At 69.1% G+C, this 26103-nt stretch carries 23 protein-coding genes; 4 read left to right on the top strand and 19 right to left on the bottom strand.

All coding sequences use genetic code 11. The annotated features are described in order from the left end of the window. Positions 1 to 14: 14 nt before the first annotated feature. Positions 15 to 1394, bottom strand: coding sequence for an ammonium transporter (locus AC0QTQ_RS13760; RefSeq protein WP_480257043.1), 1380 nt, complete (start codon positions 1392 to 1394; stop codon positions 15 to 17). A 346-nt stretch (positions 1395 to 1740) separates the two neighbouring features. Between AC0QTQ_RS13760 and AC0QTQ_RS13755 the strand changes: the two genes are divergently transcribed. Continuing rightward, on the top strand, positions 1741 to 2073 hold the full coding sequence (locus AC0QTQ_RS13755) for a hypothetical protein (RefSeq protein WP_480257042.1): 333 nt from the start codon (positions 1741 to 1743) through the stop codon (positions 2071 to 2073). Between the two features lie 34 nt (positions 2074 to 2107). Here AC0QTQ_RS13755 and AC0QTQ_RS13750 read toward each other — a convergent pair whose 3' ends face one another. The 13 genes from AC0QTQ_RS13750 to AC0QTQ_RS13690 all read right to left on the bottom strand — a co-directional run bounded on the left by AC0QTQ_RS13750 (position 2108) and on the right by AC0QTQ_RS13690 (position 18436). After that, entirely contained in the window at positions 2108 to 3001 is an 894-nt protein-coding gene (locus AC0QTQ_RS13750) for a hypothetical protein (protein ID WP_480257041.1), read from the bottom strand. 47 nt (positions 3002 to 3048) lie between these two features. Beyond that, a complete protein-coding gene (locus AC0QTQ_RS13745; protein ID WP_480257040.1) occupies positions 3049 to 4854 on the bottom strand; it encodes an ABC transporter ATP-binding protein in 1806 nt (601 codons plus the stop codon). Then, the gene (locus AC0QTQ_RS13740) at positions 4851 to 5810 is read right to left on the bottom strand and encodes an acetamidase/formamidase family protein (protein WP_480257039.1); all 960 of its coding nucleotides are present in this window, start codon (positions 5808 to 5810) and stop codon (positions 4851 to 4853) included. Before AC0QTQ_RS13740 ends, AC0QTQ_RS13745 begins: the two co-directional genes overlap by 4 nt. A 6-nt stretch (positions 5811 to 5816) precedes the next feature. Next, positions 5817 to 7448 (bottom strand): ABC transporter substrate-binding protein, encoded by a 1632-nt coding sequence (locus AC0QTQ_RS13735; RefSeq protein WP_480259236.1) that lies wholly within the window; start codon positions 7446 to 7448, stop codon positions 5817 to 5819. A gap of 80 nt (positions 7449 to 7528) precedes the next feature. After that, entirely contained in the window at positions 7529 to 8449 is a 921-nt protein-coding gene (locus AC0QTQ_RS13730) for an ABC transporter permease (RefSeq protein WP_480257038.1), read from the bottom strand. Continuing rightward, a complete protein-coding gene (locus tag AC0QTQ_RS13725) occupies positions 8449 to 9336 on the bottom strand; it encodes an ABC transporter permease (protein WP_480257037.1) in 888 nt (295 codons plus the stop codon). The genes AC0QTQ_RS13730 and AC0QTQ_RS13725 overlap by 1 nt, the downstream gene beginning before the upstream one ends. Further along, complete coding sequence (locus AC0QTQ_RS13720; RefSeq protein ID WP_121534439.1) at positions 9314 to 9922, bottom strand: ANTAR domain-containing response regulator; 609 nt, start codon at positions 9920 to 9922, stop codon at positions 9314 to 9316. Before AC0QTQ_RS13720 ends, AC0QTQ_RS13725 begins: the two co-directional genes overlap by 23 nt. Continuing rightward, positions 9922 to 11022, bottom strand: coding sequence for a transporter substrate-binding protein (locus AC0QTQ_RS13715; RefSeq protein ID WP_121534438.1), 1101 nt, complete (start codon positions 11020 to 11022; stop codon positions 9922 to 9924). Before AC0QTQ_RS13715 ends, AC0QTQ_RS13720 begins: the two co-directional genes overlap by 1 nt. Before the next feature lie 320 nt (positions 11023 to 11342). Beyond that, positions 11343 to 12800 carry a leucyl aminopeptidase family protein gene (locus AC0QTQ_RS13710; RefSeq protein ID WP_480257036.1) on the bottom strand — a complete coding sequence of 486 codons (1458 nt, stop codon included), beginning with the start codon at positions 12798 to 12800 and terminating at the stop codon, positions 11343 to 11345. Positions 12801 to 12854: 54 nt separating this feature from the next. Beyond that, positions 12855 to 14717: an ABC transporter ATP-binding protein gene (locus AC0QTQ_RS13705; protein ID WP_480257035.1), complete on the bottom strand. Its 1863-nt coding sequence runs from the start codon at positions 14715 to 14717 to the stop codon at positions 12855 to 12857. Next, positions 14714 to 15685, bottom strand: a complete 972-nt coding sequence (locus AC0QTQ_RS13700) for an ABC transporter permease (RefSeq protein ID WP_480257034.1) — start codon at positions 15683 to 15685, stop codon at positions 14714 to 14716. The genes AC0QTQ_RS13705 and AC0QTQ_RS13700 overlap by 4 nt, the downstream gene beginning before the upstream one ends. Next, positions 15685 to 16728 carry an ABC transporter permease gene (locus AC0QTQ_RS13695; protein ID WP_480257033.1) on the bottom strand — a complete coding sequence of 348 codons (1044 nt, stop codon included), beginning with the start codon at positions 16726 to 16728 and terminating at the stop codon, positions 15685 to 15687. The genes AC0QTQ_RS13700 and AC0QTQ_RS13695 overlap by 1 nt, the downstream gene beginning before the upstream one ends. Positions 16729 to 16753: 25 nt before the next feature. Further along, entirely contained in the window at positions 16754 to 18436 is a 1683-nt protein-coding gene (locus tag AC0QTQ_RS13690) for an ABC transporter substrate-binding protein (RefSeq protein WP_480257032.1), read from the bottom strand. A gap of 301 nt (positions 18437 to 18737) precedes the next feature. On the opposite strand from AC0QTQ_RS13690, the gene AC0QTQ_RS13685 reads away from it, so the two are divergent. Further along, complete coding sequence (locus AC0QTQ_RS13685) at positions 18738 to 19499, top strand: helix-turn-helix transcriptional regulator (RefSeq protein WP_480257031.1); 762 nt, start codon at positions 18738 to 18740, stop codon at positions 19497 to 19499. A gap of 75 nt (positions 19500 to 19574) precedes the next feature. After that, positions 19575 to 20504: a proline iminopeptidase-family hydrolase gene (locus AC0QTQ_RS13680; protein WP_121534432.1), complete on the top strand. Its 930-nt coding sequence runs from the start codon at positions 19575 to 19577 to the stop codon at positions 20502 to 20504. 60 nt (positions 20505 to 20564) lie between these two features. Here AC0QTQ_RS13680 and AC0QTQ_RS13675 read toward each other — a convergent pair whose 3' ends face one another. The 3 genes from AC0QTQ_RS13675 to AC0QTQ_RS13665 form a co-directional block, all read right to left on the bottom strand. Beyond that, positions 20565 to 21602 carry a zinc-dependent alcohol dehydrogenase family protein gene (locus tag AC0QTQ_RS13675; RefSeq protein WP_480257030.1) on the bottom strand — a complete coding sequence of 346 codons (1038 nt, stop codon included), beginning with the start codon at positions 21600 to 21602 and terminating at the stop codon, positions 20565 to 20567. 134 nt (positions 21603 to 21736) lie between these two features. Beyond that, positions 21737 to 23536, bottom strand: coding sequence for a sigma-54-dependent Fis family transcriptional regulator (locus AC0QTQ_RS13670; protein ID WP_480257029.1), 1800 nt, complete (start codon positions 23534 to 23536; stop codon positions 21737 to 21739). Positions 23537 to 23621: 85 nt separating this feature from the next. Next, complete coding sequence (locus AC0QTQ_RS13665) at positions 23622 to 24263, bottom strand: DUF3995 domain-containing protein (RefSeq protein ID WP_480257028.1); 642 nt, start codon at positions 24261 to 24263, stop codon at positions 23622 to 23624. Between the two features lie 80 nt (positions 24264 to 24343). Between AC0QTQ_RS13665 and AC0QTQ_RS13660 the strand changes: the two genes are divergently transcribed. Continuing rightward, the gene (locus tag AC0QTQ_RS13660; RefSeq protein ID WP_480257027.1) at positions 24344 to 24886 is read left to right on the top strand and encodes a TetR/AcrR family transcriptional regulator; all 543 of its coding nucleotides are present in this window, start codon (positions 24344 to 24346) and stop codon (positions 24884 to 24886) included. A 22-nt stretch (positions 24887 to 24908) separates the two neighbouring features. Here the strand turns inward: AC0QTQ_RS13660 and AC0QTQ_RS13655 are convergent, their stop codons facing one another. Together AC0QTQ_RS13655 and AC0QTQ_RS13650 are read right to left on the bottom strand one after the other, a co-directional pair. Beyond that, positions 24909 to 25652 (bottom strand): LrgB family protein, encoded by a 744-nt coding sequence (locus AC0QTQ_RS13655; protein ID WP_480257026.1) that lies wholly within the window; start codon positions 25650 to 25652, stop codon positions 24909 to 24911. Beyond that, positions 25645 to 26037 carry a CidA/LrgA family protein gene (locus AC0QTQ_RS13650; protein ID WP_121534431.1) on the bottom strand — a complete coding sequence of 131 codons (393 nt, stop codon included), beginning with the start codon at positions 26035 to 26037 and terminating at the stop codon, positions 25645 to 25647. Before AC0QTQ_RS13650 ends, AC0QTQ_RS13655 begins: the two co-directional genes overlap by 8 nt. Positions 26038 to 26103: the final 66 nt, after the last annotated feature.

The following is a 26103-nucleotide window of genomic DNA, read 5'->3' as shown; positions in this document are numbered from 1 at the left end:
TTTCGGTTTCGGGGTCACTCGGCGGGGGTGGCGGTGGCGTGCAGCGCCTCGGGATAGGCCTCGACCGGCACCTTGGTCTTGTCGAGGCCGAGGATCTCGGCCTCGGCGGGCACGCGCAGCTGGCCGGTGACCTTGAGCAGCCAGGAGATGCCATAGCCCGGCACGAAGCCCAGAAGCCCCATCACCACCGCGCCGACGAGCTGGCCGGTGAAGGAGGTCTCGATCACGTTGGCGCCCGAGAGCGCCGGATAGCCCTGCGCGGCAAGCCCGACGGCCAGAAGCCCCCACATGCCGAGGCAGCCGTGCAGCGCGAAGGCGCCGACCGCGTCGTCGATGCCGCGCCGCTCGAGGAAGGACGAGATGAAGGGCATCACCGAGGCGCCGGCAAAGCCGATCACGAAGGCCATCGGCGGATACCACAGGTCGATCCCCGCGGCGCAGGAGATAATGCCGCCAAGCGCGCCCGACATCATCCAGAACGGATCGCGGGTGATCATCCAGGCGCCGATGATGCCGCCCGACATCCCCATCAGCGTGTTGAAGGTCATCCCCGACAGCGTCATCGGCGTGCCGTAGATCGAGGCCGCCTGCGTGCCCGACCAGCTCCAGGCCTCGCCCGGCACGATCACGCAGCCCATCAGGAAGCCCCAGAACCCGGCGATGATCAGCATCAGCCCGATCAGCGTCATCGGCATCGAATGGCCGGGGATGGCGTTCGCGGTGCCGTCCGGGTTGAACTTGCCGATCCGCGGCCCGAGGTTGATCACCACGCCGAGCGTGAAGAACCCCGCGATCATGTGCACCACACCCGCGGCGCCGAAATCGTGATAGCCGAATTTCGTCACCAGCCAGCCGTCCGCATGCCAGCCCCAGGCGGCGGCAAGGATCCAGACGAAGGCGCCGAGCACGGTCGCCAGAACGACGAAGCCGGTCAGCCGCACCCGCTCGATCAGCGCGCCCGACAGGATCGAGGCGGTGGTGGCGGCGAAAAGCACGAAGGCGCCCCAGAACACGCCCGAGGCGCGGTCATCGAGGTTCGGACCCATGTTCGGCGACCAGGGCGCGGCGACCGAAGTCGCATAATCGAGGCCCGAGATCCCGGCGGGCCCGGCCGACAGGTCGATCCCGGTCGGGAAGGCCCAGTAGATCCACCAGCCGATGAAGTAGAAGAACGGCACGATCAGTGCGAAGGCGAGGATGTTCTTGATCCCCGAGGCGAGCGCGTTCTTCGAGCGCGAGGCGCCCATTTCATAGGCCAGGAATCCCGCATGGATCAGAACCATGAGCGGGATCGTCAGAAAGTAGAAGGTTTCGGAGAAGGTCGTGCCGGTGCCGCCGGCCTTCTCCTTCAGCTCGGCGACGGTTGCCGCCAATGTTGCAAGGTCCTGTTCCATGTCCAAAATCCCTGTCGAGTGGAATTGTCGTTGGGGTGGGCGGTGCGCCACCCGCATCGAGCGCTACAGGCGATTTGCATAAAAAACAAAAAAATTGTGGATCAAGCAAAGAATGGATTGCCTTTGCCGGGCCGGACTGCATGATTTTCAGCATCGGATGAGAGATTGCTCAAATAAGGACCGGCCCGGAGGAGCGATGGGAAAAGCCATGCGCAAGGGGGATGGGGCGGGTGGAGGTGGAAAATGCACCCAAATATGGAACCGGCACGATCTTCTTTTCGCCGGGGCATTGCGCTACAGTTGGTCGCGAAGCTTCGCCTCGATACCCCCTAAAAGGTTGAATAAGATGAAAAAGTTCAACGTTGCGCTGGTCGCGACGGCTGTTGCCCTGTGCATGTCGACCCCCGTGCTTGCCGAGGATCTGGTGTTCACGCTGACGAACGGCACGCATTCGGTGCTGAACAACTTCTACACCTCCCCGGTGGGCGTCAATGCCTGGGAGGACGACGTCTTCGGCGATCAGGTGCTCGAACCGGGTGACTCGATGGAGATCACCATCGCCGATGGCCGCAGCGTCTGCGACTATGACATGCGCTTCGAATTCCAGGGCGACGAGCTCGACACCACGACCGACACGCAGAACCTGTGCGAGCTTGGTGAGTACACGATCCACGAATGAGGGATCGGCGGGGGGCGCGGGCCTTCCGCGTTCCTCATCCGGCTGCGGCCGGGGGGGCACCGAGACAGGCCTCGGCAAAGGCCTGCGAGGCGCAGGCGAACTTGATCGCCTGCCAGCGCAGATAGTCGCGCACGAGCGCCGGTGCGATCCAGCACGCCCCGCGGTTGCTGGGCCGCGCCCAGCCGATCAGCCCGGCCTCGCGGGCCTGCGCGAACAGCCGTGCCGCATGGGTGCGCGAGATCCGGTAGCGGCTCGACAGCACCTTGGGCGAGACAGTGCCGACCCAGACCGGCGCGGTCGCGTCCTCGGCCAGCGGCGCCACATCGGCGATCAGGTCGTGCAGGATGCTGCTGCCGGAATCGGAACTGACGAATTTCGCGATGCTGGCGGGCGGCTTGTGCCAGTCGCGGCGGGCGGCCAGCAGCCGCGCGAAGCGGGGCTGCGCGGCGTGCAGCAGCTCGGGCCGCGCCCGGGAAAGCGCCGCGCGCCCGCCGGTGTCGAGCCGGTCGAGCGCGCGCAGGTGGATGTCGAAATAGCGCCGGATCAGCCCCTCGCTCATCTCGGTCGCCTCGACGGCGCGCTGCCGGCCATCGGCGCGCGCGAGCGGCGTGACGAAGCGATAGCGGCGCATCTCCATCAGGAAGGTGTGCACGGTGTTGCGGCTGGCGATGCCGCTGTCGCCGATCGCCCGCACCAGATTGGCGGGCGAGATCGGCGGGGCGGCCGGGTCGTGGCGGTGTTCGAAATGCAGCGCGATGGTGATCTGGCTCAGCATCCAGCGCTGCAGGTCGGCGACGTAATGGACCTCGCGCGGCAGCGCCAGATGGGTCTCGAGCAGATCATGGGCCGCCGAGGTCAGACAGTCCCGGAAACCGTGCATCCGCACGAGCGTGTCGACCGTATAGGCGCAGGGGGCGGAGGGCAGCATGATGCGCGTTTCTTGCAAGTTCCGCAGGGGCGGGCAAGGGGGGCGCCTCAGCGCCCCTCCGTGTCGGCCCCGGCCACCAGATGCCCGCCGCCGATGTCGCGCAGGATCTGGCGCCGCGGCGCTTCGCCCAGCGGGTGGACCGGGCTTGGCACCTCGCCCGCCAGACGCGGCAGCGGCGGCCGTTCGAACCCCGGGTCGGGCACCGGCACCGCCGCCATCAGCCGCCGGGTATAGGGGTGCTGCGGGTTGCCGAAGATCTGCGCACGGGTGCCCATCTCGACCATCTGGCCCATGAACATCACCGCCACCCGGTCCGAGATGTTCTCGACCACCGCCATGTCATGGCTGATGAAGAGATAGGCGATGCCGAACTCACGTTTCAGCGCGGCGAGCAGATCGAGCACCCGCGCCTGCACCGAGACGTCGAGTGCCGAGACGCTCTCGTCGGCGATGATCAGCTTCGGCTGCAGCGCGAGGGCGCGGGCGATGCAGATCCGCTGGCGCTGGCCACCCGAGAACTCGTGCGGATAGCGGTCGAGCTGATCGCGGTCGAGCCCGACCCGCTCGAACAGCGTGGCGACGCGGGCGCGCCGGGTCTCGGGCGTGCCGATGCCGTGGATGAGAAGCGGCTCGCCCACCAGATCGCCCACCCGCATCCGCGGATCAAGCGCCGCCATCGGGTCCTGGAACACGATCTGCACGTCGCGGCGCAGCGCCTTCATCTCGCGCGGGGACAGACCGCCCAGCCGGTGGCCCGCCACTTCGATGCTGCCCTGATGCGGCACGAGGCCGGTCAGCGCCTTGGCGATCGTCGACTTGCCGCAGCCGCTTTCGCCGACGAGCGAGAAGGTCTCGCCGGCGCGGATGTCGAAGCTGACGCCCTCGACCGCGTGGACACGGTGGGTGACGCGCGACAGCAACCCGCCGCGGATGTCGAAGCGCACGCAGAGATCGCGCAGCCGCGCGACGGGGTCTGTCTCGGCCGCGGGGGCAGGGGCGCCGCTGCCGTCGCCCATCCGCGGCACCGCGGCCAGCAGGTCGCGGGTGTAGGGCTGTTGCGGCGCGTCGAAGATCTGCGCGACCGGGCCGGTCTCGACCACCTGGCCCTGTTTCATCACGATCACCCGCTCGGCCATCTCGGCCACGACGCCCATGTCATGGGTGATGAGGATGATCGCGGTGCCCATCTCGCGCTGCAGGTCGCGCAGCAGGTCGAGCACCTCGCGCTGCACGGTGACGTCAAGCGCGGTGGTCGGCTCGTCGGCGATCAGCACGTCGGGGCGCAGCGCGAGCGCCATCGCGATCATCACGCGCTGGCGCATGCCGCCCGACAGCTCGTGCGGGAACTGGTCGAGCCGGCGCTCGGGTTCCGAGATCCGCACCGCCTTCAGCGCCTCGAGGGCGCGGCGACGGGCCTCGGCGCGCGAGACCGGCGCATGGGCGCGGATCGCCTCGGAAAGCTGGCGCCCGATCGACAGCACCGGGTTCAGCGAGGTCATCGGCTCCTGGAAGATCATCGCGATGCGGTTGCCGCGAATGGCCCGCATCCGGCCCTCGGGCAGGCGGGTCAGATCCTCGCCGTCAAGGCGGATCGCGCCGGCGCTGACGCGCAGCGCGGGCGGCGGCAGAAGCCCCATGATCGCGAGCGAGGTCAGCGACTTGCCCGAGCCGCTCTCGCCGGCGATGGCGATGGTCTCGCCCGGTGCAAGGGTGAAGCTGAGGTCGCGCACCAGCGCCCGCTCGCGCCCTTCTGCCCGGACCGAGATCGTCAGCCCCTCGACCGACAGCACCGGGCGGGGCGGGGCATCCGGGGCCGTGATGGCCCCGGACCGGAGTTCCGCTGTGGCGCTCATTCGAACACGCTGCGCGGGAAGTAGAAGCTGACCACCCAGTTCGGCATGTCGACGATCTCGGAAATCCGCAGATCGCCGCAGGTCGAGACCAGCATGTAGGCGTCGACCGCCGCCATGCCGTGCCGTGCCGAAAGCAGGTCGACCATGCCCGCGACCGCATCGCGCGCCGCGACCATCAGGTCGGGACCGATGCCGGTGGTGACCTCGTAGCCCGCGGTGTCGAGATGGCGGGTGACCGGGCCCGGCGTGGTGAAGCGGGGGAACTTCAGGCTTTCGCCCTTCACCACGTCGAAGGTCAGCACGGTGTCGATCGGGCTTTCGATCGCGGTGCCGCAGACCTCGCCGTCGCCCTGCGCGGCATGGGTGTCGCCCACCGAGAACAGCGCGCCCTCGACCTCGACCGGCAGGTAGAGCGTGGTGCCCGCCGCCAGATCGCGGATGTCGAGGTTGCCGCCGACCCGGCGCGGCGGCACGATCGACTGCGGGCCCGGCGCGGCGGGGGCGACGCCGATGGTGCCGCAGAAGGGCTTCAGCGGCACCTTGCCATGGCGGCCCCAGAGCGCCTGACCGGGTGCGGCGGCGTCATATTTCCAGATGTTCAGCGCCGCTTCGGTGAACTGGTCGGCCAGCAGGCCGAAGCCCGGGATATTCGCCGTCCAGCCCCAGGCGGTGCCCTCTTCCTCGCGCGGGGCGAAGCTGTCGATCGTCACCTTCAGCACGTCGCCGGGCATCGCCCCGTCGATATAGACGGGGCCGGAGACCGGGTTGATCTTGCCGAAATCGAGCGTCTTCACGTCCTCGACCGTCGAGGACGGGCCAAGCTGGCCCGCCGAGGCGTCAAGACAGTGGAAGAGGATGGTCGCGCCCGGCGCCACCGTCTCGACCGGGGCAAGCGAGTTGTCCCAGCCGAAATGGTGCTGCGCGCCGTGGATCGTGTAGCCGCAGGCTTTGCACATATGCGTTCACTCCGTCACATAGACATAATCATAGTTCACCGGGATCGAGACCGGATCGACATAGAGGTCATCGCTGCCGCCCATGCGCGCCGACTTCATCGTGTAGCGGTTCTCGTTGAACACCGGCACCCAGGGGGCGTCCTGCATGATCTTCATGTAGACGTCCGACCACAGCGCCAGCCGTTCGTCCTGCTTTGCCGGATCGACGATGGAATCAGCCTTGGCGGCTTCGGCATCGAGATCCTTGTTGCAGTACCACGACCAGTTCCAGCCGCCCTCGACCGCGCCGGCACAGCCGAGGATCGGGCCGTAGAAGTTCGACGGATCGGGGAAGTCGGCGATCCAGGCCATGCCGCCCGACCAGATCATCGGTGCGGTCTTCGGCGTGCCGCCCGCCTCGATCACGTTCGCCTGGGCCAGCGCCTTGATCTCGGCCTTGACCCCGATCGCCGCCAGATCCTGCTGGATCGCCTGCGCGATGCGCGGGTTCGGGTCGGTGTTCATCACATAGAGCTGGGTCTGGAAGCCGTCGGGATAGCCCGCCTCGGCCAGCATCGCCTTGGCCTTCGCCGGATCGAAGGCATAGCCCGCGTAATCCTTGGTGTAGCCCGGCATCGAGGGCGGCAGCGGCTGCGTCGCGGGGGTGGCGCGGCCGTTGATCATCTGCACGATCCGGTCCTTGTTGATCGCCATGTTGATCGCGCGGCGGACCTCGACGTTGTCGAAGGGCTTCATCTCGACGTTCAGCGTGATGTAGCCGGTCTGCAGCTGGCCGCCGACGACGACCTGCTTCTTCTCGTCGGGGTTGTTCATCACCTCGGTGAATTTCGCCGGCGGGATGCCGTCGCCGGGGATGTCGACCTCGCCCTTCTGCAGGCGCAGCAGCGCCACGATCGGCTCCTGGCCGACCTCGAAGGTCACGCTGTCGAGATAGGGCAGGCCGGCGCGCCAGTAGTCGGCGTTCTTCGTCAGCAGGAGCTTCTGCCCGATCGTCCAGTCGCTCAGCTTGAAGGCGCCGGTGCCGACCGGGTGCTTGCCGAAATCGGCGCCCCATTTCTCGACTTCCTCCTTCGGCACGACCGAGGAGAAGTTCAGCGCCATCACGTGCAGGAAGGTGGCGTCAGGGCGCGACAGCTCGATCTTCACGGTGGCGGGGTCGAGGACGGTCACGCCCGACAGGCTGGTGGCCGAGCCGTCGGCCATCGCGTCATAGCCGGCGATCGAGCCGAAGAATCCCGCGCCGGGCGATTGCGTCGCGGGCGTGGTGACGCGGTCGAGCGAATATTTCACGTCCTCGGCGGTCATCTCGCGGCCGTTGTGGAACTTCACGCCCTTGCGCAGGTGGAAGGTATAGGTCTTGCCGTCGGGCGAGATCTCGTAGCTCTCGGCAAGGCCCGGGCGCAGCTCGGTGGTGCCCGGCACGTAATCCATCAGCCCGTCGAAGATCGACTTGATCATCGACCAGTTCTGCCAGTCATAGCCGATCGCCGGGTCGAGCGTGGCGACGTCGTCCTTGTAGGTGATGACGATGTTGCCGCCGGGTTTGGCGTTCGGATCGGGGGTATAGTCCTGCGCCGCGGCGAGGCTTGCGAAGGACAGCGACACCGCAAGAGCGCTCGTCGCCAGCAGCTTGTTCATCAGGCTCATCTTGGTCTCCGTCTGTTGGATCGGTGGTGGTCGTGAGTGGGGCCCCGTAAGGCGGGGTCTTCGGGAAAGGCTCAGCGCAGCGTGATGCGCGGATCGATGAAGGGGGTGACGAGGTCGGCCAGAAGGTTGCCGAGCACGATGGCGCAGGCCGAGACCAGCGTGACGCCCATGATGATCGGGATGTCGACGCGCTGGATCGCCTGCCAGGCGAGCTGGCCGATGCCGGGCCAGCCGAAGACGCTCTCGACGACGACGATGCCCGACATGAAGATGCCGATGTCGATGCCGATCATCGCGATGATCGGCAGGATCGCGTTCGGCATCGCATGCAGTGCCAGCACCTGCGCCCGCCCGAGCCCCTTGGCGCGGGCGGTGCGGATGTAGTCCGAACGCAGCACGTCGATCATCGAGGAGCGCATCATCCGGCTGTACCAGCCCGAGCCCATGATCCCGAGCGTCATCGCCGGCAGCACGAGGTTCGAGGCATGGCCATAGCCGCCGATCGGGAACCAGCCGAGCTTGACCGCGAAGACGTAGAGCAGCAGCAGCCCGACGACGAATTGCGGCGCCGAGACCGCGACGAAGGAGGTGATCATCAGCGACTGGTCAAGCGCGCCGCCGCGGCGCACCGCGGCCAGAACGCCGAGGCTGAGCCCGATCGCCAGCTCGGCCAGGATCGCGCCCAGCATCAGCAGCAGCGTCGCCGGCAGCCGCGCCATGATCAGCGCCGCGACCTCGGTCTTCTGCAGGTAGCTGCGCCCCATGTCGCCCTGGAACAGCCCGGCAAGGTAGCGGCCGTATTGCACCACGAAGGGCTGGTCGAGGCCCAGCTGGCGGCGGATGTTCTCGACCGTCTCGGGGGTGGCCGAGCGGCCGGCGATCTGGCGCACCGGGTCGGCGGGCAGCACATAGAGCAGCAGGAAGGTGATGAAGGACACGCCAAGCAGGATCAGTGCGGATTGCACGAGGCGGCGGAACACATAGGCCAGCATCAGTCACGCCCCCGCTGGGTCGGGTCGAGCACGTCACGCAGCGCGTCGCCCACAAGGTTGAAGGCCAGCGCGAGCGCAAGGATCGCGGCGCCGGGGATGAAGACAAGCCAGGGCGCGGCTTGGAAATAGGTCTGGTTCTCGAAGATGATGTTGCCCCAGCTCGGCGTCGGCGGCTGCACCCCCACGCCCAGATAGCTGAGCGTCGCCTCGAGCAGCACCGTGGTCGAGATCCCGAGCGTGCCCCAGACGATGATCATCGGCACCAGATGCGGCAGGATGTGGCGAAACAGGATCCGCGCGGTGCCGGCGCCGAGCGTGCGCTCGGCCGCGACGAATTCGCGCTCGGCCAGCGCCGAGGTCTCGGTATAGACGACGCGGGCGGTCTGCACCCAGTTCACCAGCGCGATCACCATCGCCACGATCCACAGCGAGGGGGTGAAGATCGCCGCGAGGCAGATCGCCAGCAAGAGCGCCGGGAAGGCCATCATCAGATCGGTGAAGCGCATCAGCACGGCGCCGATCCAGCCGCGGAAATAGCCCGCGGTGACGCCGATCAGCGTGCCGATCAGCAGCGCGAGCCCATTCGCCACCACGCCGATCACCAGCGAGGTGCGCGCCCCGAACAGGATGCGCGAGAACAGGTCGCGGCCGAGCAGGTCCGTGCCGAGCCAGAACTTGTCGCCGGGCGGCATCGGCGCGCCCTCGAGCGTGAGCCCGTCGAACATCTGGTCCTCGGGCGCGAAGGGGGCGATCCAGGGGGCGAAGATGGCCCCCGCCGTCACCACCACGATCAGCGCCAGCCCGATCAGGGCAAGCTTGCGCTGCAGCAGCCGGCGCAGCGCGCCTTGCGGTTGCGGGGCGGCCTCAGCCGAGATCACGTCGGTCATTGCCGTCCTCCTGTCTGTCATGACTGGCCACGACGCGCCGCGCCGCATCCTCGAAACTCACCTGCCAGGCCATCGCCATCTGCCGCAGCTGGTCATAGGCCGCGGCCTCGCCCTTGCCGCGCGCGGCCAGCAGGGTGACGGCGCGCACCACGGTCTGGCGCTCGTCGAGGCGCCGGCGCAAATCGGCGATCTGTGCCGAGAGCGACTGCCGTGCCTCGAAGGCGAGCCGCGCGATCAGCAGCGCCGAATAGGCGCCGCCGTCGCCCACGGGCTTGAGCAGCTGCGCATGCGCCCCGGCCTCGAGCGACCATTCGATCCGGCCCGGCGCCTCCGATCCGATCAGCGCGATCATCGGCATCGGGCTTTCGCCCGGGCGCCAGGGGAATTGCTCGTCGAAGCCCTGGTCGACGTCGAAGAACAGGAAATCGGCGGCGATCGCCTCGGCCGGCAGCTCGGGCCAGCATTGCACCACCGTCAGCCCGATGGCGCGCAGCTGGCGCTCGAGCGCCTGCACCGTCGGGTGCGGCCGGTGCAGGATATAGGCGCGCGCGCCGCCGAGGTTCGCGATCCGGACCTTGCGCTTCATCACACCACCTTCAGCCGCGGCGCGGCGGGCAGCGCCGCCTCGCGCCCATGGGAAAGATAGGGGTCGCCCATCCGCGCCGCGAAGCGTTCGCGGATCGCGAAGGCGCCGTTCTCGACCTGTGCGATCAGCACCGGCAGTTCGGTGTGATGGGTGGCGGGGTCGATGCCCTCGGTGCCGCCCGGCGCATGGGCGAGCAGCTGCGCGAGGCTTTCGCGCGTTGCCCCCGCATGGCCCGACAGCAGCCGCGCCAGCCGGTGCACCGCCGACCAGGCCGCCGCCTCGTGCGAGGAGCCGAAGCTGCGCTGCGCCCCGGGCCAGCCGGTCGCGCCGCGGAAATAGGGGCCGGCGGCGACCAGCCCCTCGGCCGCGGCGGGCTCGATCGCGGCCAGCTCGCATTCGGTGAGGTTGCACGACAGGATCGGGCAGGTCTCGGGGCGGAAATGCGCGACCTCCTCGCCAAGCCGGCGATAGGCGGCGAGGAAGGCGTATTGCGACGGGCCGATCAGGTTGTTCAGGATGAAATCGGGACGGGTGGCGCGGATCTCCTCGATCATCCGGCCGATATCGACCGAGCCGAGCGGCAAATAGCGCTCGCCCAGCACCTCGCCGCCCGCGCCCGAGATCACCTCGCGCGCCAGCCGGTTCATCTCCCAGCCCCAGATGTAGTTCGAGCCGGTCAAATAGCCGCGCCGGCCGAGCCGGGCGAAGGCCCAGCCCAGCAGCGGCAGCAGGTGCTGGTTCGGGCAAGCGTGGGTGTAGACGACGTGGTCCGAGGCCTCGAAGCCCTCATAGGGCACCGGATACCACAGCGTGCCGCCGGCCTTCTCGAGGGTCGGGATCACCTCCTTGCGGCTCCAGGAGGTGACGCAGCCGATCACGTGCCGCGCCGAGCTGTCGCGCAGGATTTCCTCGCACAGCGGGCCGTAGGCGTCGATATTGCCGCGCGGGTCGCGCTCGACCGGCACGAAGCGCAGCGGAACCGCGGGATCGGCGTTGATATGGTCGATGGCGCTCAGCGCCCCGGTGCGGCAGGCCTCGGAGATCAGCGAATAGCTCCCGGAACGGGAGTAGAGCAATCCGAGTTCGACCTGTGTCTTCATGTCCGCCTGACGCCTGTGCGATGTCCGAAACGCAAAAACGCCCCGCCGACGAGCCGCGGGAGGCGGTGTCGAAGCGAGGCGCGAATGCCGTTCGGGAGTGTCCGATGTGCCCTGAAGCTGGCATCGGCCGGCCGCGCGAGACAAGCGTAAAATCGGCCGATGGTCCGAATGGACAGGTGCTGCGCGGCGATGTCGCGGATTTTGGCGCAATTTCTGATCATTCTGGATGATGAACGGTCAGAAATTAATCGAGATTTGTCTCGTGTTCGGTGCCGGGGCGGGCTCGTCCGGGGCGCCCGCCCGCGGCGGAGTCGGGGGCGTCAGCCCTCGGCGGGGGCGAGGCCGGCGATCCATTCCTCGAGCAGGCGCACGCCGAAGCCGGTGCCGCCGCGGCGGGCAAGGGGCATCTCCTTCGCCGCAAGCTCTTTGCCGGCGATGTCGAGATGCGCCCAGGGGAAGCCGCCGGTGAACGCGTGCAGGAAGGCCGCGGCATGGGGCGCGTCGCCGTCGTGCAGGTCCTCGGCGTGCTGGCGCAGATCGGCCACCGGCGAGCGCAGCGCCTCCTGATAGGCCGGATCGAGCGGCAGCCGCCAGAACCGCTCGCCCACCGTCTCGCCGGCGCGCAGCAGTGCCTCGGCCAACCCGTCGTCGGTGGCGAAGAGCCCGGCGAAGACATGGCCCAGCCCCTGCATCACCGAATAGGTCAGCGTCGCGAGATCGACGATCACCCGGGGCTCGCTGCGCGCGGCAAGGGCAAGGATGTCGGCCAGGACCATGCGCCCCTCGCAATCGGTGTCATAGACCTCGACGGTCCTGCCGGCGAAGGTGGTGACGATGTCGCCGGGCTTGTAGGAGCTGCCCGAGAGCAGGTTCTCGGCGATGCCCAGAACGCCCACGACATGCTCGCGGCTGCCCTGCCGGGCAAGGGCCAGCATGGTGCCCGCGACCGCGGCGGCACCGCTCATGTCGGCGCGCATGTCGAACATCTGCGGCCCTGACTTGATCGCCAGCCCGCCGGCGTCGAAGCAGATCCCCTTGCCGACCAGCGCGATCGGCGCGGCGGGGCTGCCCGCCGGGCGATAGCGCAGCACGATCACCTTCGGCGCGCGGGCCGAGCCCGCGCCGACGGCGAGCACGGCGTTCATGCCCATCCGCTCCAGCGCCTCGGCATCGAGCACCTCGATCGCGATGCCGGCGGCGGCAAGCGGGGCAAGGAAATCGGCGAAGCTGTCGGGGTTCAGGTGGCTGGCCGGATAGTTCACCAGGTCGCGGGCAAGGCACACGCCCTCGGCCACCGCCTCCATCCGCGAGAGCGCCGCGCCGGGCTCGAGATCGGTGGCAAGTGTCAGGCTCAGCGCGAAGGGGCTTTCTCCCTGCGCGGTCAGCCCGAAACGATAGTTCCCCAGCCGGACGCCATGCACCAGCGCCGCAAGCTGCGCGGCATCCGTGCCGTCGAAGATCAGCGTCGCGGTGCTTTCGCCGGCGGTCTCCAGATGGCGGGCAAGCGCGGCCCCCGCGCGCGCGGCGGCCAGCGCCCCGGCGCCGGGCGCGCCGAGGCCCAGCACCACGACTCGCGCGGCATCAAGACCCGGCAGCGCGAAGAGGTCGAGGCAGGTGCCCTCGGCGGCAGTGAAGCGGGCGGCGGCAAGCGCGCGGGTGATCGCGCCGCCCGCCGCGGCATCAAGGGCCGCGGCGCGCGGCCCAAGGGCGAGCGTCGCATCGAGCGGCAGGACAAGCGTGCGGGACGTGGTGGCAACGGCGGACAGGGTGACGGGCATGGGATCAAGACCTCAGGGAAAAACGGGGGAGGGCGGCCGGGCGGGCCGCCCGGATCAGTCCTCGCGCACGAAATGGCCGGGGCCGGCCTCGCGGTAGCGCCGTTCGGGCGGCACGAAATCGAGCGGGCGGATCGGGTTCATCAGCTCGGACGGCGGCTGTGTGCGGCGCAGGTGACGCCGGGCCGGGTCGGGCACGGCCACCGCCTCGATCAGGCGGCGGGTATAGGGGTGCTGCGGCGTCTCCATCACCGCGGCGCGCGGCCCGATCTCGACGATCTCGCCCTGATACATCACCGCGATGCGATGGCTGATCCGCTCGACCACCGCGATGTCATGCGAGATGAAGAGGAAGGCGATGCCGGTGCGCTCCTGGATGTCGAGCAGCAGGTTCACCACCTGCGCCTTCACCGAGACATCGAGCGCCGAGACGCTTTCGTCGGCGATGATCACCCGCGGGTCGAGCATCAGCGCGCGGGCGATGCACAGCCGCTGCCGCTGCCCGCCCGAGAATTCATGCGGAAAGCGCTCGAGCATGGCGGGGCTCAGCCCGACCTGATCCATCAGCCGGGCGGCCTTGGCGCGGGCCTCGGTGGCGGGGCCCATGCGGTGCTCGAGGAAGGGCTCGACCAGCGCCTCGCCGATCGTCATGCGCGGGTTGAGACTGGCGAGCGGGTCTTGCGGGATCATCTGGATCTCGCGCCGCTGCAGCCGCAGCCGGCCGGGCGAGAGGGTGAAGAGTTCGGTCGCATCCAGCTGCACCGAGCCCGACGAGGTGCCCCCCGCAAGCCGGATGATCGAGCGCCCGGTGGTCGACTTGCCGCAGCCCGACTCGCCCACCAGCGCCAGCGTCTCGGCCGGATGGATCGCGAAGGAGACGTTCTCGACCGCATGCACCCGCGCCACCTTGCGCCGCAGCAGCCCGCCGCGCACGTCGAAACGGGTGACGAGGTCGCGCACCTCGAGAAGCGGCGTGCCGAGGTCGGGCTGGCGGGCGAGCGGCAGGCCCGGCGTCGCGGCCCCGCTCGCCGGATCGATCGCGGGAAAGCGCAGCGGCACCGGTTCGCCCCGCATCGAGCCGAGCGCCGGCACGCTTGCCAGAAGCGCGCGGGTGTAGGGCGCGCGCGGCGCGTGGAACACCTGCGCCGTCGGGCCTTCCTCGACGACATCGCCGCGCAGCATCACCACGGTGCGGTCGGCCATCTCGGCCACCACCCCCATGTCATGCGTGATGAACAGCATCGCCATCCCGTAGTCTTCCTGCAACTCCTTGAGAAGCGACAGGATCTCGCCCTGAACGGTGACATCGAGCGCGGTCGTCGGTTCGTCCGCGATCAGCAGCTTCGGCCGCGAGGCCAGCGCCATCGCGATCATCACCCGCTGTCGCATCCCGCCCGAGAAGGCGTGCGGATAGTCATCGAGCCGGCGCGCGGCATCGGGGATGCGCACCCGCTCCATCAGCGCGACGGCGGCGCGGCGCGCCTCGGCGCGCGGCATCGGGCGGTGGCAGCACAGCGCCTCGATCAGCTGCTCGCCGACCGTGTAGATCGGGTGCAGGCTGGTCATCGGCTCCTGGAAGATCATCGCCGCAATGCGGCCGCGCACCCGTGCGACCATCTCGGCCTCGGAGAGCGACAGCACCTCGGCGCCGTCCAGCGTGACCTGGCCGGTGATGCGGCTGGTCGCGGGGTCGAGAAGCCGCATCAGCGCAAGCGAGGTGACGCTCTTGCCGGAGCCGGATTCACCCACCAGCGCGACGGTCTCGCCCGCCGCGACGGTCAGCGACAGCCCGTGCACCACTTCATGCCAGGCGCCGCGTGCGCCCTGGAAGGCGACACGCAGGTCACGGATCGACAGGATCGGGGAGGGCGCGCCGGGGGTGGCGGCGCCGGGCAGGGGGAAGGTCGGTCTTTCGGTCATTTGCGCCGCAGCCTCGGGTCGATCAGGATGCACAGAAGGTCGACGACCGCATTCGCGAGCACGACGAAGAAGGAGGCGTAGAGCACCGCGGCCATGATCATCGGCAGGTCGAGCACCTTCAGCGCCTGATAGGTCAGCCGGCCGACGCCGTTCAGGCCGAAGACGACCTCGGTCAGCACCGCGGCGCCGCCGACGAGCACGCCGAAATCCATGCCGAACATGATGACGACCGGGATGATCGCGGCGCGGGTGGCATGCTTGAGCAGCACCCGCCGCGCCGTCAGCCCCTTGGCGCGGGCGGTGCGGATATAATCTTCCTGATAGGTCTCGATGATGCCGGTGCGCAGCATCCGGCCGTAAAGCCCGATGTAGAGGAACGAGAGCGTGATCCACGGGAAGACGAGGGCGAGGAACCAGCGCGCCGGGCTTTCGCTCAGCGGCACATAGCCAAGCGGCGGCACCCAGGAGAAGGCCCAGGTGTCATGCAGCCGGCTCTGGGTGACAAGGTTCACCATCTCGCCCACCCAGAACACCGGCATGGCGACGGCCATCATCGACACGCCCATCAGGGTCTTGTCGGGCAGCCGGTCCTTGAAGGCGGCGGCGATGATCCCGGTGGCGGCGCCAAGCGCCATCCACAGCACCGCGGCCCCCGCGACGAGCGACAGCGTCACCGGCGCGGCGGCGGTCAGCGTCGGCACGATCTTCTGGCCGCGGTTGACGAAGGAGGTCAGGTCGCCGGTGACGAACATCTTGCGCATCATCACCCCGTATTGCACCCAGATCGGCCGATCGAGGCCGAAGTCGTGGCGCACGGCGGTCACCGTCTCGGGGGCGGCGTTGCGGCCGGCAATGCGCGCCGCCGGGTCGGCGCCCGGGGTGGCGAAGAAGATCAGGAAGGTGATGACGCTGATGCCGAACATCACCACCACCATCCGCGCGAGGCGCGACAGGATCACGGCCAGCATCAGCGCCCCCGCACGGATTTCGGGTCGAGGATGTCGCGCAGCACGTCCCCGAACAGGTTGAGCAGCATCACCGTCACCATGATCGCGATGCCGGGCGCCATCGACACGACCGGGCGCGAGTAGAGCAGCGCCTGACCGTCCTGCAAGATCGTGCCCCAGCTGGCATTCGGCGCCTGCACGCCGACCGACAGGAAGGACAGCGAGCTTTCGGTGACGATGTTCAGCGCCATCAGCATCGGCGCAAAGACGATCAGCGTGGTCGCGACATTGGGCAGGATGTGGCGCCACAGGATGCGCGAGGGGCGGATGCCAAGCCCGCGCGCGGCCAGCACGAAGTCGCTGTTGGTGATGGCGATCACCCGGCCGCGCACCGGCCGCGCGACATAGGGCACATAGACCAGCCCGATGATGATGATCGGCACCACGAGGCTCGAGGAACTGATGTGGATCGGTCCGATCTCGAAGGTCTTGCCGAGCATCACGATCGAGAGCGAGATCGCCAGCAGATAGACCGGAAAGGCCCAGATCATGTCGATCAGGTTCGACAGCACGGTATCGACCCTGCCGCCGGCATAGCCCGCGACGATGCCGATCACCGCGGCGCAGACCAGGCACAGCAGCGTTGCCGCCCCGGCGATGATCAGCGAATTCTGCCCGCCATAGAGCAGCCGCGCCGCGACGTCGCGGCCCTGGTTGTCGGCGCCGAGGAAGTATTGCGGCCCCCAGGTCGGCCCGATCGGCGTGACGCCAAGGCCAAGCCCCTCGGTCGAGCGCTCCATCACCGGGCTGCGCTTGCCGTCGATCATGATCTTGGCGCTTAGCCCCGAGCGGAAGGGATCGGTCTGCGCGACATGTTTCGCATAGACCGGCGCCAGCACCGTCGCCAGCACGATGAGCACAAGACCGAGCCCCGAGAGCACCGCGGTGCGGCTCGAGGCAAGGCCCTGAAGCGCACGGCGCCAGGGGCCGGCGGGCGGCGGCAGCGCGCCCCCGGCCGCATCGGCCGGAGGCATGGAGCCCGTTTCGGGTTGGTCGGTCGTCATCTCGGGCCCCTGTTCTTGTCGCGGCTCACTGCACCCAGGCGTTCGCGATCAGCCAGTGATACTGGTTCGAGAAGGCATAGTTGCCGACCCGGGTGCTGAGCAGGTCGACCTGCTTCGGGGTGAAGAGCGGCAGCGCCGGCGCGGCCTCCATCACCGCGCCGTCGATCTTCGCCCATTCCGCATCGGCGGCGGCCTGATCGGTCGCGCCAAGCGCGATCGCAGCCTTCATCCGGTCGTCGATGCCCTTGTCGCAGAAGCCCGCGATGTTGATCGAGGCATCCGAACCGGGGTGGAACGAGTCACAGCCGAAGAGCACGTTGAGGAAGTTCGAGGCGGCCGGATAGTCGGCATACCACTGGCTGATCGACAGCTGCACCTTGTTGTTGGTGTTCTGGATATAGGTGAACTGGATGTCACCCGAGATCGTCTGCACCGCGGCCTCGTAGCCCAGATCGCTCAGCACCGACTGCAGATAGGTGCCGATCCCGCGCGAGGCGGCGTTGTCCTCGGTCACGATGGTGACCTTCTCGCCCTTGGTGCCGCTTTCCTCGACCAGCTGCATCGCCTTGTCCATGTCGGGCGCGCTCCAGCTGTCGCCGGGATCGAGCGTGTATTGGCACTGATCGACATGGCCCGGGAACTCGGGCGGCAGCACCTGACAGACGGGCTGCGCGAGCGCCGGGCCGCCGAAGAGCGAGACGAGCGCGTCGCGGTCGATGGCATAGTTCAGCGCCTGGCGCACGCGCACGTCGTTGAAGGGCGCGAGGTTCACGTTCATCGGCGCGTACCACCACGCCGACAGCGGCGCGAGGTGGATCTGGTCGGGGGCGGCGGTGCTCAGTTCGGCCAGACGGTCGGCCGGCGGCTGGTCGAACATCCAGTCGGCCTGGCCGTTCAGGATCGCGTTCACCGCGGCTTCCTCGGTGCCGCCGAAGGTATAGTCGATCTCGTCGACATGGCCCTCGGGCTGCGCGTCCTTGCTCCATTCGCTGAAGGCCGGGTTGCGCACGATCACCATCGAGTTGTTCGGATCGTAGCTTTTCACCATGTAGGCGCCGGTGCCCGGGATCGGCGCGTTGCCGTTGTCCTTGGCCGTCGTCTCGGCCGGCAGGATCGAGGCATGCGGCGCGCTCAGCTTGAACAGGAATTCCGGATCGGGCGCGACGAGGTTGATCGTCACCGTGCCGGCGGCCTTGTCGGCCACGATGCCGCCCGCAAGCGTGCAGTCGGCGGGCGCGGCAAGGCACTGATCGGCGCCGACGATGCCGTTGTAGAAGGTGCCCGCGGTCGGGCCCAGCACCTTGAAGATGCGCTGGAACGAGGCCACCACGTCGTCGGTGGTCATCTCCTTGCCGTTTGAGAACTTCACCCCCTTGCGCAGGGTGAAGGTATAGGTCTTGCCATCGTTCGACACCTCGGGCAGGGCCGCGGCGAGATCGGCGACGACCTCCTTGCTTTCCGGGCCGCCGACCTTCTTGAAACCGACGAGCCCGTCATAGAGGAAGGCATACAGCTGCCAGAACTGCGAGGTGTAGTTCACATGCGGGTCGAGCGTGCCCTGCGAGGACACCGACACCAGCCTGAGCGTGCCGCCGCGATGCGCGTCCTGAGCCGTGGCGAAGCCGGGCGCGAGCCCGGCCAGAAGGGCGATCGTCGCGACCGTCGCCGCCCAGCGTCCGGGGCGCGCGGGGGTGAGCTTCGTGATCATGGTCAACTCCTTGTTGGATTGTTTTGTCCGGGCAGGGCGGGGAAGGCCCCTGCGCTGCACGGTGTTTTTTCCCGAGTCGCGGCGGCGGCCGGAGCAGGTCGGACCGTCCGCGGGGCAGGACGGATCGCACAAGAAGACTGCTCGAATTTCAGGCCATTCGCCACGGGTCGGCATCGTTTCTCACGTTTCGGGCGCACCGGGCGCTCTGCCTGTCGATATTGTGGCAAGGCTCGGTCCCGCGTAACCTATCAAAAATGATAGTGGCCCGGTCCGGCGACCGGAGCGGTTCAGGGGGACGGCGATGCTGACGGTTGCCTCGCATCTGGTCGGAGGCTTCGGGCCCGGGCTCGGGGCGGAGACGCTCGAGGGCGGGGTGGACCGCTTCTTCGAGGTCGCGCGCGGCTTCGGTGCGGCGGCGCTGATCTATGATTACACCCCCGCGCGGCACGAGGCGGACGGGGCGGTGATGCCGCCCTCGGTGATGGTGGTGCGCAATCTTGATCCGGGGATGATCGACTATTGGTGCGGGCGCGGCTATGCGCGCCACGATCCGGTGCAGGCGGTGGCGGTGAATTCGGTCGCGCCCTTCATCTGGAGCTATGACGCCGAGGCGGGCGAGCTGAGCCAGAGCTATCTGACCAAGCATTCCCGCCCGGTGGTCGAGTTCATCTCGGCGAGCGGCTTCGTCAATGGCATCACCGTGCCGATCCATCTGCCCGATGGCGGCTATGTCACGGTGAACGGGCTGTGGAACGGGCCCGGACAGGCCTTCGGCCGCGTCGCACTGCAGGTTCTGCCGGGCTTTGCGCTGATGGCGCAGGCGTTCCAGAACGAGATCGGCTCGCCCGGACGGCGGCTGACCGCCGCCCGCCCGGTGCTGAGCGCGCGCGAGCGCGAATGCCTCGACCATGCCGCGCGCGGGCTTTCGGCCAAGGAGACCTCGCGGCTGATCGAGCGCTCGGTGCCGACGGTGGTGATGCATCTCAACGCCGCGGTGCGCAAGCTCGGCGCGCGCAACCGCAGCCATGCCGTGGCCGAGGCGGTGCGGCGCGGGCTGATCTGACCCCCTCATTTTTGATAGCTGCTCGCCGCCTGCCGCCGCCGATAGAGTTTCGGGGACCGGCACAGGAGGGCGAAGATGCAGGATCGGACGCAGGCGGAACTTCCGACGCGCGAGGGCTTCATGCCGTTTCGCGACTGGCAGACCTGGTATCGGGTCACCGGCGATCTTGAGAACGGCAAGCTGCCGCTCGTCATCGCGCATGGCGGGCCGGGCTGCACGCATGACTATGTCGACAGCTTCAGGGAGATCGCCGCGCTCGATGGCCGGGCGGTGATCCATTACGACCAGCTCGGCAACGGCAATTCCACCCACCTGCCCGAGAAGGGGCCCGAGTTCTGGACGGTCGATCTGTTCCTCGACGAGCTCGACCACCTGCTCGACCATCTGGGCATCCGCGACCGCTATGCCTATCTCGGCCAGTCCTGGGGCGGGATGCTGGGCGGCGAGCATGCGGTGCGCCGGCCCGCGGGGCTGAAGGCGATCATCTTCGCCAACAGTCTGGCCAGCATGCCGACCTGGGTCGCCGAGGCGAACCGGCTGCGCGCCGAACTGCCGGCCGAGGTGCAGCAGACGCTGTTGCGCCACGAGGCTGCGGGCACGCTGACCGATCCGGACTATCTGGCCGCCTCGCGCGTCTTCTATCTGCGCCACGTCTGCCGGCTTGACCCCTGGCCGCCCGAGGTGACCCGCACCTTCGAACTGATGGATCTCGACAACACCGTCTATCGCGCGATGAACGGGCCGACCGAGTTCCACGTCATCGGCACGATGAAGGACTGGACGATCGAGGACCGGCTGCATCTGGTGAACGTGCCGGCGCTGGTGATCTCGGGCAAGTATGACGAGGCGACGCCGCTGGTGACGAAGCCCCTGGTCGAGAATATCCCCGGCGCCCGCTGGGTGCTGTTCGAGCACTCGGCCCACATGCCCCATGTCGAGGAAAAGGAGCTGTGCCTGCGCACCGTGTCCGACTTCCTGACCGGGGTCGAGGCCGCGGGCGTCTGAGCCGCGCGGCCGCGCAGGACCCGGCCGGGGCATCCCGGCCGGATCGCCGTCCGAGCGCGCTCAGGCGCTCAGGATCACCTTCATCGCCTTTTCGCGTGCGGCATTGGCGAACACGTCATAGGCGGTCATCATCTCGTCGAGCTTGAAGCGGTGGGTGACGAGCTTTGCCGGGTCGACCCGGGCATTGCCGAGCGTCTTCAGCAGCATCGGCGTGGTGTTGGTGTTCACCAGCCCCATCGAGATGTTGATGTTTTTGATCCAGAGTTCCTCGATGTGCAGCTCGACCGGCTTGCCGTGCACGCCGACGTTGGCGATGTTGCCGCCGGCCGCGACGATCTTCTGGCAGGTGTCGAAGGTTGCCGGCACGCCGACCGCCTCGATCGCCACGTCGACGCCCTTGCCATGCGTCATCTCCATGATCCGCGCCACCACATCCTCGCTGCCGACCTGAATCGTGTCGGTGGCGCCGAACTGACGGGCAAGCTCGAGCCGCGCCGGGTCCATGTCGATCATGATGATCCGGCCGGGCGAGAGGAACTGCGCGGTCAGCAGCACCGACATCCCCACCGGGCCGGCGCCGACCACGGCGATGGTGTCGCCGGGCTTCACATGGCCGTATTGCACGCCGATCTCGAAGCCGGTCGGCATGATGTCCGACAGCATCACCAGCGCCTCTTCGTCGGCCCCCGCCGGGATCGGGTGCAACGAATGGTCGGCATGCGGGATACGCACGTATTCGGCCTGCGTGCCGTCGATCATGTGGCCGAGGATCCAGCCGCCATCGTCGCAATGGGCATAGAGATGGCGCTTGCAGTTCGGGCATTTGCCGCAGGAGGTGACGCAGGAGATCAGCACCGTGTCGCCGGTCTTGAAGTTCACCACCGCGTCGCCGACCTCCTCGACGATGCCGACGCCCTCGTGGCCAAGCGTGCGGCCCGGCGCCACGGTCGGCACATCGCCCTTCAGGATGTGCAGGTCGGTGCCACAGATCGTGGTCTTGCTGATCTTCACGATCACGTCGGTCGGTTTCAGGATCGTCGGCCGATCCTTCTCGACCCATTCCTTCTGGCCGGGACCGCGGAACACCAGTGCTTTCATCTCGAAGCCTCCTCACTCGATTTCAGCATGCGATTGCATGCCGGAGCATAGAAGGCGGGCGAGAGGGGCCGGAAGGGCGGGGCAGGGCAGGCTTCTGTCCGATTTTCGGACACTCCGGCCCCGGCGCGGGGGTGTCAGCGCCGTGCCGGACGGCGCAGGCCGTATTGCTCGAGCTTGAGATAGAGCGTCGAGCGCGCGATGCCGAGCCGGCGCGCGGCGCGGCTGAGGTTGCCGTCCGCCTCGGCCACGGCGCTCAGGATCGCTGCCTTTTCGCTTTCATGCAGGCGTGGCGCCGGCGGCGCCGTGCTCGCGCGGATGTCGGCGCGCAGATCGCCCGGGCCGATCACCCGCACCCCGCCCTCGCTGCGCTCGGTCTCGAGTGCGGCGATCAGGTCGCGCATCTCCCACAGGTTGCCGGGCCAGTCGTAGCGGCGCAGCGCCTCGAGCGCGACCGGGCTGAAGCGCAGCGGGCGCAGCCCGGCCGGGGCGCAGAGCCGGGCGAAATGCTGCACCAGCGGGCCGATCTCGTCGCGCCGCTCGGCGAGGGTCGGCAGGCGCAGCACCGCCCCCGCGCAGCGCAGCTGCAGCTCGCGCGACAGCGTGCCCTGCCGCACCGCCTCGGCCAGCGGCGCGCTGGCAAGCGCGATCAGCCGGACCGGGGCCGCGCTGCGCTCGGTCAGCCGTTCGAGCAGCTGGGCAAGCAGCGGCTGCGCCTCGGGCGGGGTGCGCGCGGGTTCGCTCAGGCACAGCGTGCCGCCGCGCGTGCCCTGCGTGAGCGGCCCGCTGCCCGCCCGCAGGTCGGTGCGCAGGCTCTCGGCCTCGAGGGCGCTGCAGTCGAGCGTCTCGAACGGCCGTCCGGGGCCGCCGCAGGCCGCGTGCAGGGCGCGGGCGAGGGTGCTTTTGCCGGTGCCCGGCGCGCCCTCGAGGGTCAGGGCGATGGCGCGTTCGTGGAACTTCCGGGCCGAGGCGCAAAGCGGCGCAAGGGCGGGGCTTGCCGCCGCGATCCGCGCCAGCGTCAGCCCGTCTGCGGTGCCGCGCGCCGGCCGGCGCGGCGCGGGCGGCAGGGTCACCACAAGGCCGAGTGGCGCGCCGGGGCGGCCCAGAAGGTCGACATCGGCGCCGGGCAGCCGGTCGCGCAGCAAGGTCGCGGCCTGTGCCGCATCGCCCTCGCGCGCCGCGGCGAGGCGGCGCAGCGTCTCGGGCGCGGGCAGGCCGCTGTGCGCGGCGCAATCCGCAAAGGCTTCGCTCGCCCAGACCAGCCGGCCGAAGCGGTCGAGCAGCATCATCTCGTCGCCCTGCCGGCGCGGCCGGCTGGCGAGCAGCTGCTCGATCAGTGCGCGGTGCATGCGTAGCTCGGTGTCGCGCAGCGTGCCCTCGATCTGCGCGGCAAGCGCCGTGGCAAGCGCGCCGGCCGTGCCGAACCCCGCCCCGGGGGTGCCGGAAATGTCGACCACCCCCAGAAGCGTGCCGTCGAGCGGATCGTGCAGCGGCACCGCGGCGCAGGCCCAGTGCCGGATCGCGGTGCAGAAATGCTCGTCATCGCTGATCGTCACCGGCTGGCGCAGGTGCAGCGCGGTGCCGATCGCATTGGTGCCGATTGCGCTTTCGCTCCAGCAGCCGCCGGGTTGCAGGTTATTGCGCTCGCCCCGGCGTCGCCCCTGCAGGCCACCGACCGCCTCCATCACCACCCCGCCCGCGTCGCACAGCAGCAGGAGCGCGTCACTGCCGTCGAGCATCCCCCGCGTGCGGTCGAGCAGGGTTCCCGCCGCCGCGCGCAGCCGGTCGTTGCCGTCGAGGATGCGGCTGAACTCGTCGGCGCCGACGCTTGGGGCATGGGTGCGCGCATCGAGCCCGCCCGCGCCCTGCGAGCGCAGCCACGAGCACAGCACCAGATCGCGCTTGGTGCTGCCCCGCTGTCTGGGGGGGCGGTTCATGCGGTTCCTCCGGCCTCCTCGAGCCTGAGGCCAGATTCGGCGGGCGCGGCGCGACTGTCAAGCAAGGCGCGCGGGCGCGGTGGGCTCAGGCCAGCCAGATCGCGGCGGTGGCGAGGCCCAGAAACAGGCACAGCGGCGTGTAAAGGCCGGTGTCGAGCAGCGCGAAGAGCGACTGCCGCCGGGTCTTGAACAGGCCGAGATAGTGGCGCTCGCCCACGGCCCGCGCGATCAGCGCGAGCGCAAGCAGCAGGCCGCCCGGGCGGAGCAGGGCCGCGGGGACGGGGCCGGGCAGGCCGAGCGCCTGTTGCGCGACAAGCCCGCTTGCGCCCGCAAGGGCCAGCGCCACGGCGGCGGTGCCGATCCGCCCCGGCCGGAACAGCGGCGTGCCGTCGTCGCGCTCGGGGATCACCGCGCGCAGCCCCCGCGTTCCGGCGAGCGCCCACCAGCCATGCAGCGCCGCAATCGCCAGCAGGATCGCCGCGGCGGTGCCGCCGAGGAGCCCGGCGAGCCGCGGCGCGGCGGGGGCCTGTGGTGCTGCGGCCAGAACCGACACGATCCCTGCGCCGGCCAGCAGCAGCGTCGAGGCGAGGTGCCAGCCAGGGCGCAGCCCGCGCGGCGTGCCCGGCGGAAGGCCATCGGGCGCGCGCAGGCGCCGTTCCCCCTGCACGGAATGCGCGAGGGCGATCGTTGCGACGAGGGCAGAGGCCAGAAGCAGGCGCCAGTCCATGAATGCACCATACGGTTGCGTATGGTGCAGACGTAGCGCAGTGGCTTGCCCGGGTCAATACGGCACCGTATGGTGCGCGCATGGAGCGTCTCGATCGTCAGTCATGGGTGGATGCGGGGCTGGCCGCGCTGGCGCAGGGCGGGCTTGCGGCGGTGCGCGTCGAGCTGCTGGCGAAGCGGCTTTCGGTCACCAAGGGCAGTTTCTACTGGCATTTCCCCGGGCGCGAGGCGCTTCTGGCGGCGATGCTCGAGGTCTGGGAACAGCGCCAGACCGGCGCGGTGATCGCCGAGGTCGAGGCGGCGGGCGGCCCGCCCGAGGAGCGGCTGGCGCGGCTTTCGGCGGCGCTGAGCGGGCTCGATCTGCGGCTCGAGGCGGCGATGCGGGGCTGGGGGGCGGCCGATGCGCAGGTGCGCGCGGCGCTCGGGCGCGCCGATGCGCGGCGCTGCGCCTATCTGCAGGAGCTGATCGAAAGCGCCGGGGTGCCGGCCGAGCCCGCCCGGGCCCGGGCCCGCCTCGTCTATTTCGCGCTGATCGGCGAGATCGCGAGCGGGGCGGAGGACTGGCTCGCCCCGCATCAGGCGGCGATGGCGCTGAACGCGCCGATGCTGCTGCGCTGGCCCTGAGCGGGGCGGCGCAGCAGTCTGTTTAGGCGAGGATCATCGCCACGACCGGCGCCATCAGCACGTTGAGGATGCCCACGAGCACCATCACGAGGCCGGCGATCGCGCCCTCGGCCGAGCCGATCTGATGTGCGCGCGCCGTGCCCGCGCCATGCGCCCCCATGCCGAAGAGCGCGCCCCGTGCCAGCGCCGAGGCGAAGGGCAGACGGGCGAGGATCATGTCGCCGAGCGCCGCGCCGGTGATGCCGGTGATCACCACGAAGACCGCCGTCAGGTCCGGCACGCCGCCGATGTCGCCCGAGACCTCCATCGCGAAGGGGGTGCTGATCGAGCGCGGCACCAGGCTCAGCCGCAGCGCCTCGTCAAGACCGAGGAGCGAGGCCAGGCCCCAGCTGGTGACGATCGCGGTCAGGCTGCCGGCGATCATGCCCACCAGCAGCACCGGCCAGTGCCGGCGGATCAGCACGCGCTGTTCGTAGATCGGCACCGCGAAGGCGACGGTCGCCGGGCCCAGCAGCAGCACCAGCCAATGCGTCCAGCGCATGTAGTCGCGATAGCTGACATGCAACGCCAGCACCGCCGCCGCGACCAGCACCGGCGCGACTGCGAGCGGCATCAGCCACCAATGCGTCCAGCGCCGGTAGATCCGCTTGGCGATCGCATAGGAGCCGATCGTCAGCACCGACCACAGCAGCACATTCGCGCCGGTCAGCGCCATCGGATCGAGCGTGGCGAGAGACAGGTCAGGCATGGCGGGCAGATCAGGCATGGCGGGACGTCCAGCGATAGCAGGCCTCGACGGCGAGCGCGGTCGACACCATCACCGAGATCGTGCTGACCAGGATGACGGCAAGGATCTTCAGCCCGATCAGGCCGAAGAATTCGCGATGGCCAAGCACCGCAAGCACGGCGGGCACGAAGAACAAAAGCATCTCGGCCAGGAACCAGCTGGTGCCGCGGCGCAGGCTGAGGGCGCTGAGACGGCGGCTGAGCAGCAGCGCGAGCAGCAGCGCAAGGCCGAGGATGCCCCCCGGCAGCGGCACGCCCGAGGCGACCGCGAGCGCGGTGCCAAGGCCCCAGAAGACCAGCACCGCCCCGATCTGCAGCGCCGTGCTGCGGTGCAGCCGCTTTGAAACAGCATAGTGAGTCGACATCGCGGCCCTCCTTTCGATCGCTCTTATCTAGGGAAGGGCTTGCCATGAGTGAAATGAATTGATTGA

Source organism: Paenirhodobacter sp. YD-8, from assembly GCF_056590935.1.
This window is presented reverse-complemented; position numbering and strand designations above follow the sequence as displayed.

What these genes read in the sequence shown, in the direction of transcription:
- AC0QTQ_RS13760 (WP_480257043.1), bottom strand. Translation starts at nt 1,394, where the DNA reads ATGGAACAGGACCTTGCAACATTGGCGGCAACCGTCGCCGAGCTGAAG.
- AC0QTQ_RS13755 (WP_480257042.1), top strand. Translation starts at nt 1,741, where the DNA reads ATGAAAAAGTTCAACGTTGCGCTGGTCGCGACGGCTGTTGCCCTGTGC.
- AC0QTQ_RS13750 (WP_480257041.1), bottom strand. Translation starts at nt 3,001, where the DNA reads ATGCTGCCCTCCGCCCCCTGCGCCTATACGGTCGACACGCTCGTGCGG.
- AC0QTQ_RS13745 (WP_480257040.1), bottom strand. Translation starts at nt 4,854, where the DNA reads ATGAGCGCCACAGCGGAACTCCGGTCCGGGGCCATCACGGCCCCGGAT.
- AC0QTQ_RS13740 (WP_480257039.1), bottom strand. Translation starts at nt 5,810, where the DNA reads ATGTGCAAAGCCTGCGGCTACACGATCCACGGCGCGCAGCACCATTTC.
- AC0QTQ_RS13735 (WP_480259236.1), bottom strand. Translation starts at nt 7,448, where the DNA reads ATGAACAAGCTGCTGGCGACGAGCGCTCTTGCGGTGTCGCTGTCCTTC.
- AC0QTQ_RS13730 (WP_480257038.1), bottom strand. Translation starts at nt 8,449, where the DNA reads ATGCTGGCCTATGTGTTCCGCCGCCTCGTGCAATCCGCACTGATCCTG.
- AC0QTQ_RS13725 (WP_480257037.1), bottom strand. Translation starts at nt 9,336, where the DNA reads ATGACCGACGTGATCTCGGCTGAGGCCGCCCCGCAACCGCAAGGCGCG.
- AC0QTQ_RS13720 (WP_121534439.1), bottom strand. Translation starts at nt 9,922, where the DNA reads ATGAAGCGCAAGGTCCGGATCGCGAACCTCGGCGGCGCGCGCGCCTAT.
- AC0QTQ_RS13715 (WP_121534438.1), bottom strand. Translation starts at nt 11,022, where the DNA reads ATGAAGACACAGGTCGAACTCGGATTGCTCTACTCCCGTTCCGGGAGC.
- AC0QTQ_RS13710 (WP_480257036.1), bottom strand. Translation starts at nt 12,800, where the DNA reads ATGCCCGTCACCCTGTCCGCCGTTGCCACCACGTCCCGCACGCTTGTC.
- AC0QTQ_RS13705 (WP_480257035.1), bottom strand. Translation starts at nt 14,717, where the DNA reads ATGACCGAAAGACCGACCTTCCCCCTGCCCGGCGCCGCCACCCCCGGC.
- AC0QTQ_RS13700 (WP_480257034.1), bottom strand. Translation starts at nt 15,685, where the DNA reads ATGCTGGCCGTGATCCTGTCGCGCCTCGCGCGGATGGTGGTGGTGATG.
- AC0QTQ_RS13695 (WP_480257033.1), bottom strand. Translation starts at nt 16,728, where the DNA reads ATGACGACCGACCAACCCGAAACGGGCTCCATGCCTCCGGCCGATGCG.
- AC0QTQ_RS13690 (WP_480257032.1), bottom strand. Translation starts at nt 18,436, where the DNA reads ATGATCACGAAGCTCACCCCCGCGCGCCCCGGACGCTGGGCGGCGACG.
- AC0QTQ_RS13685 (WP_480257031.1), top strand. Translation starts at nt 18,738, where the DNA reads ATGCTGACGGTTGCCTCGCATCTGGTCGGAGGCTTCGGGCCCGGGCTC.
- AC0QTQ_RS13680 (WP_121534432.1), top strand. Translation starts at nt 19,575, where the DNA reads ATGCAGGATCGGACGCAGGCGGAACTTCCGACGCGCGAGGGCTTCATG.
- AC0QTQ_RS13675 (WP_480257030.1), bottom strand. Translation starts at nt 21,602, where the DNA reads ATGAAAGCACTGGTGTTCCGCGGTCCCGGCCAGAAGGAATGGGTCGAG.
- AC0QTQ_RS13670 (WP_480257029.1), bottom strand. Translation starts at nt 23,536, where the DNA reads ATGAACCGCCCCCCCAGACAGCGGGGCAGCACCAAGCGCGATCTGGTG.
- AC0QTQ_RS13665 (WP_480257028.1), bottom strand. Translation starts at nt 24,263, where the DNA reads ATGGACTGGCGCCTGCTTCTGGCCTCTGCCCTCGTCGCAACGATCGCC.
- AC0QTQ_RS13660 (WP_480257027.1), top strand. Translation starts at nt 24,344, where the DNA reads ATGGAGCGTCTCGATCGTCAGTCATGGGTGGATGCGGGGCTGGCCGCG.
- AC0QTQ_RS13655 (WP_480257026.1), bottom strand. Translation starts at nt 25,652, where the DNA reads ATGCCTGATCTGCCCGCCATGCCTGACCTGTCTCTCGCCACGCTCGAT.
- AC0QTQ_RS13650 (WP_121534431.1), bottom strand. Translation starts at nt 26,037, where the DNA reads ATGTCGACTCACTATGCTGTTTCAAAGCGGCTGCACCGCAGCACGGCG.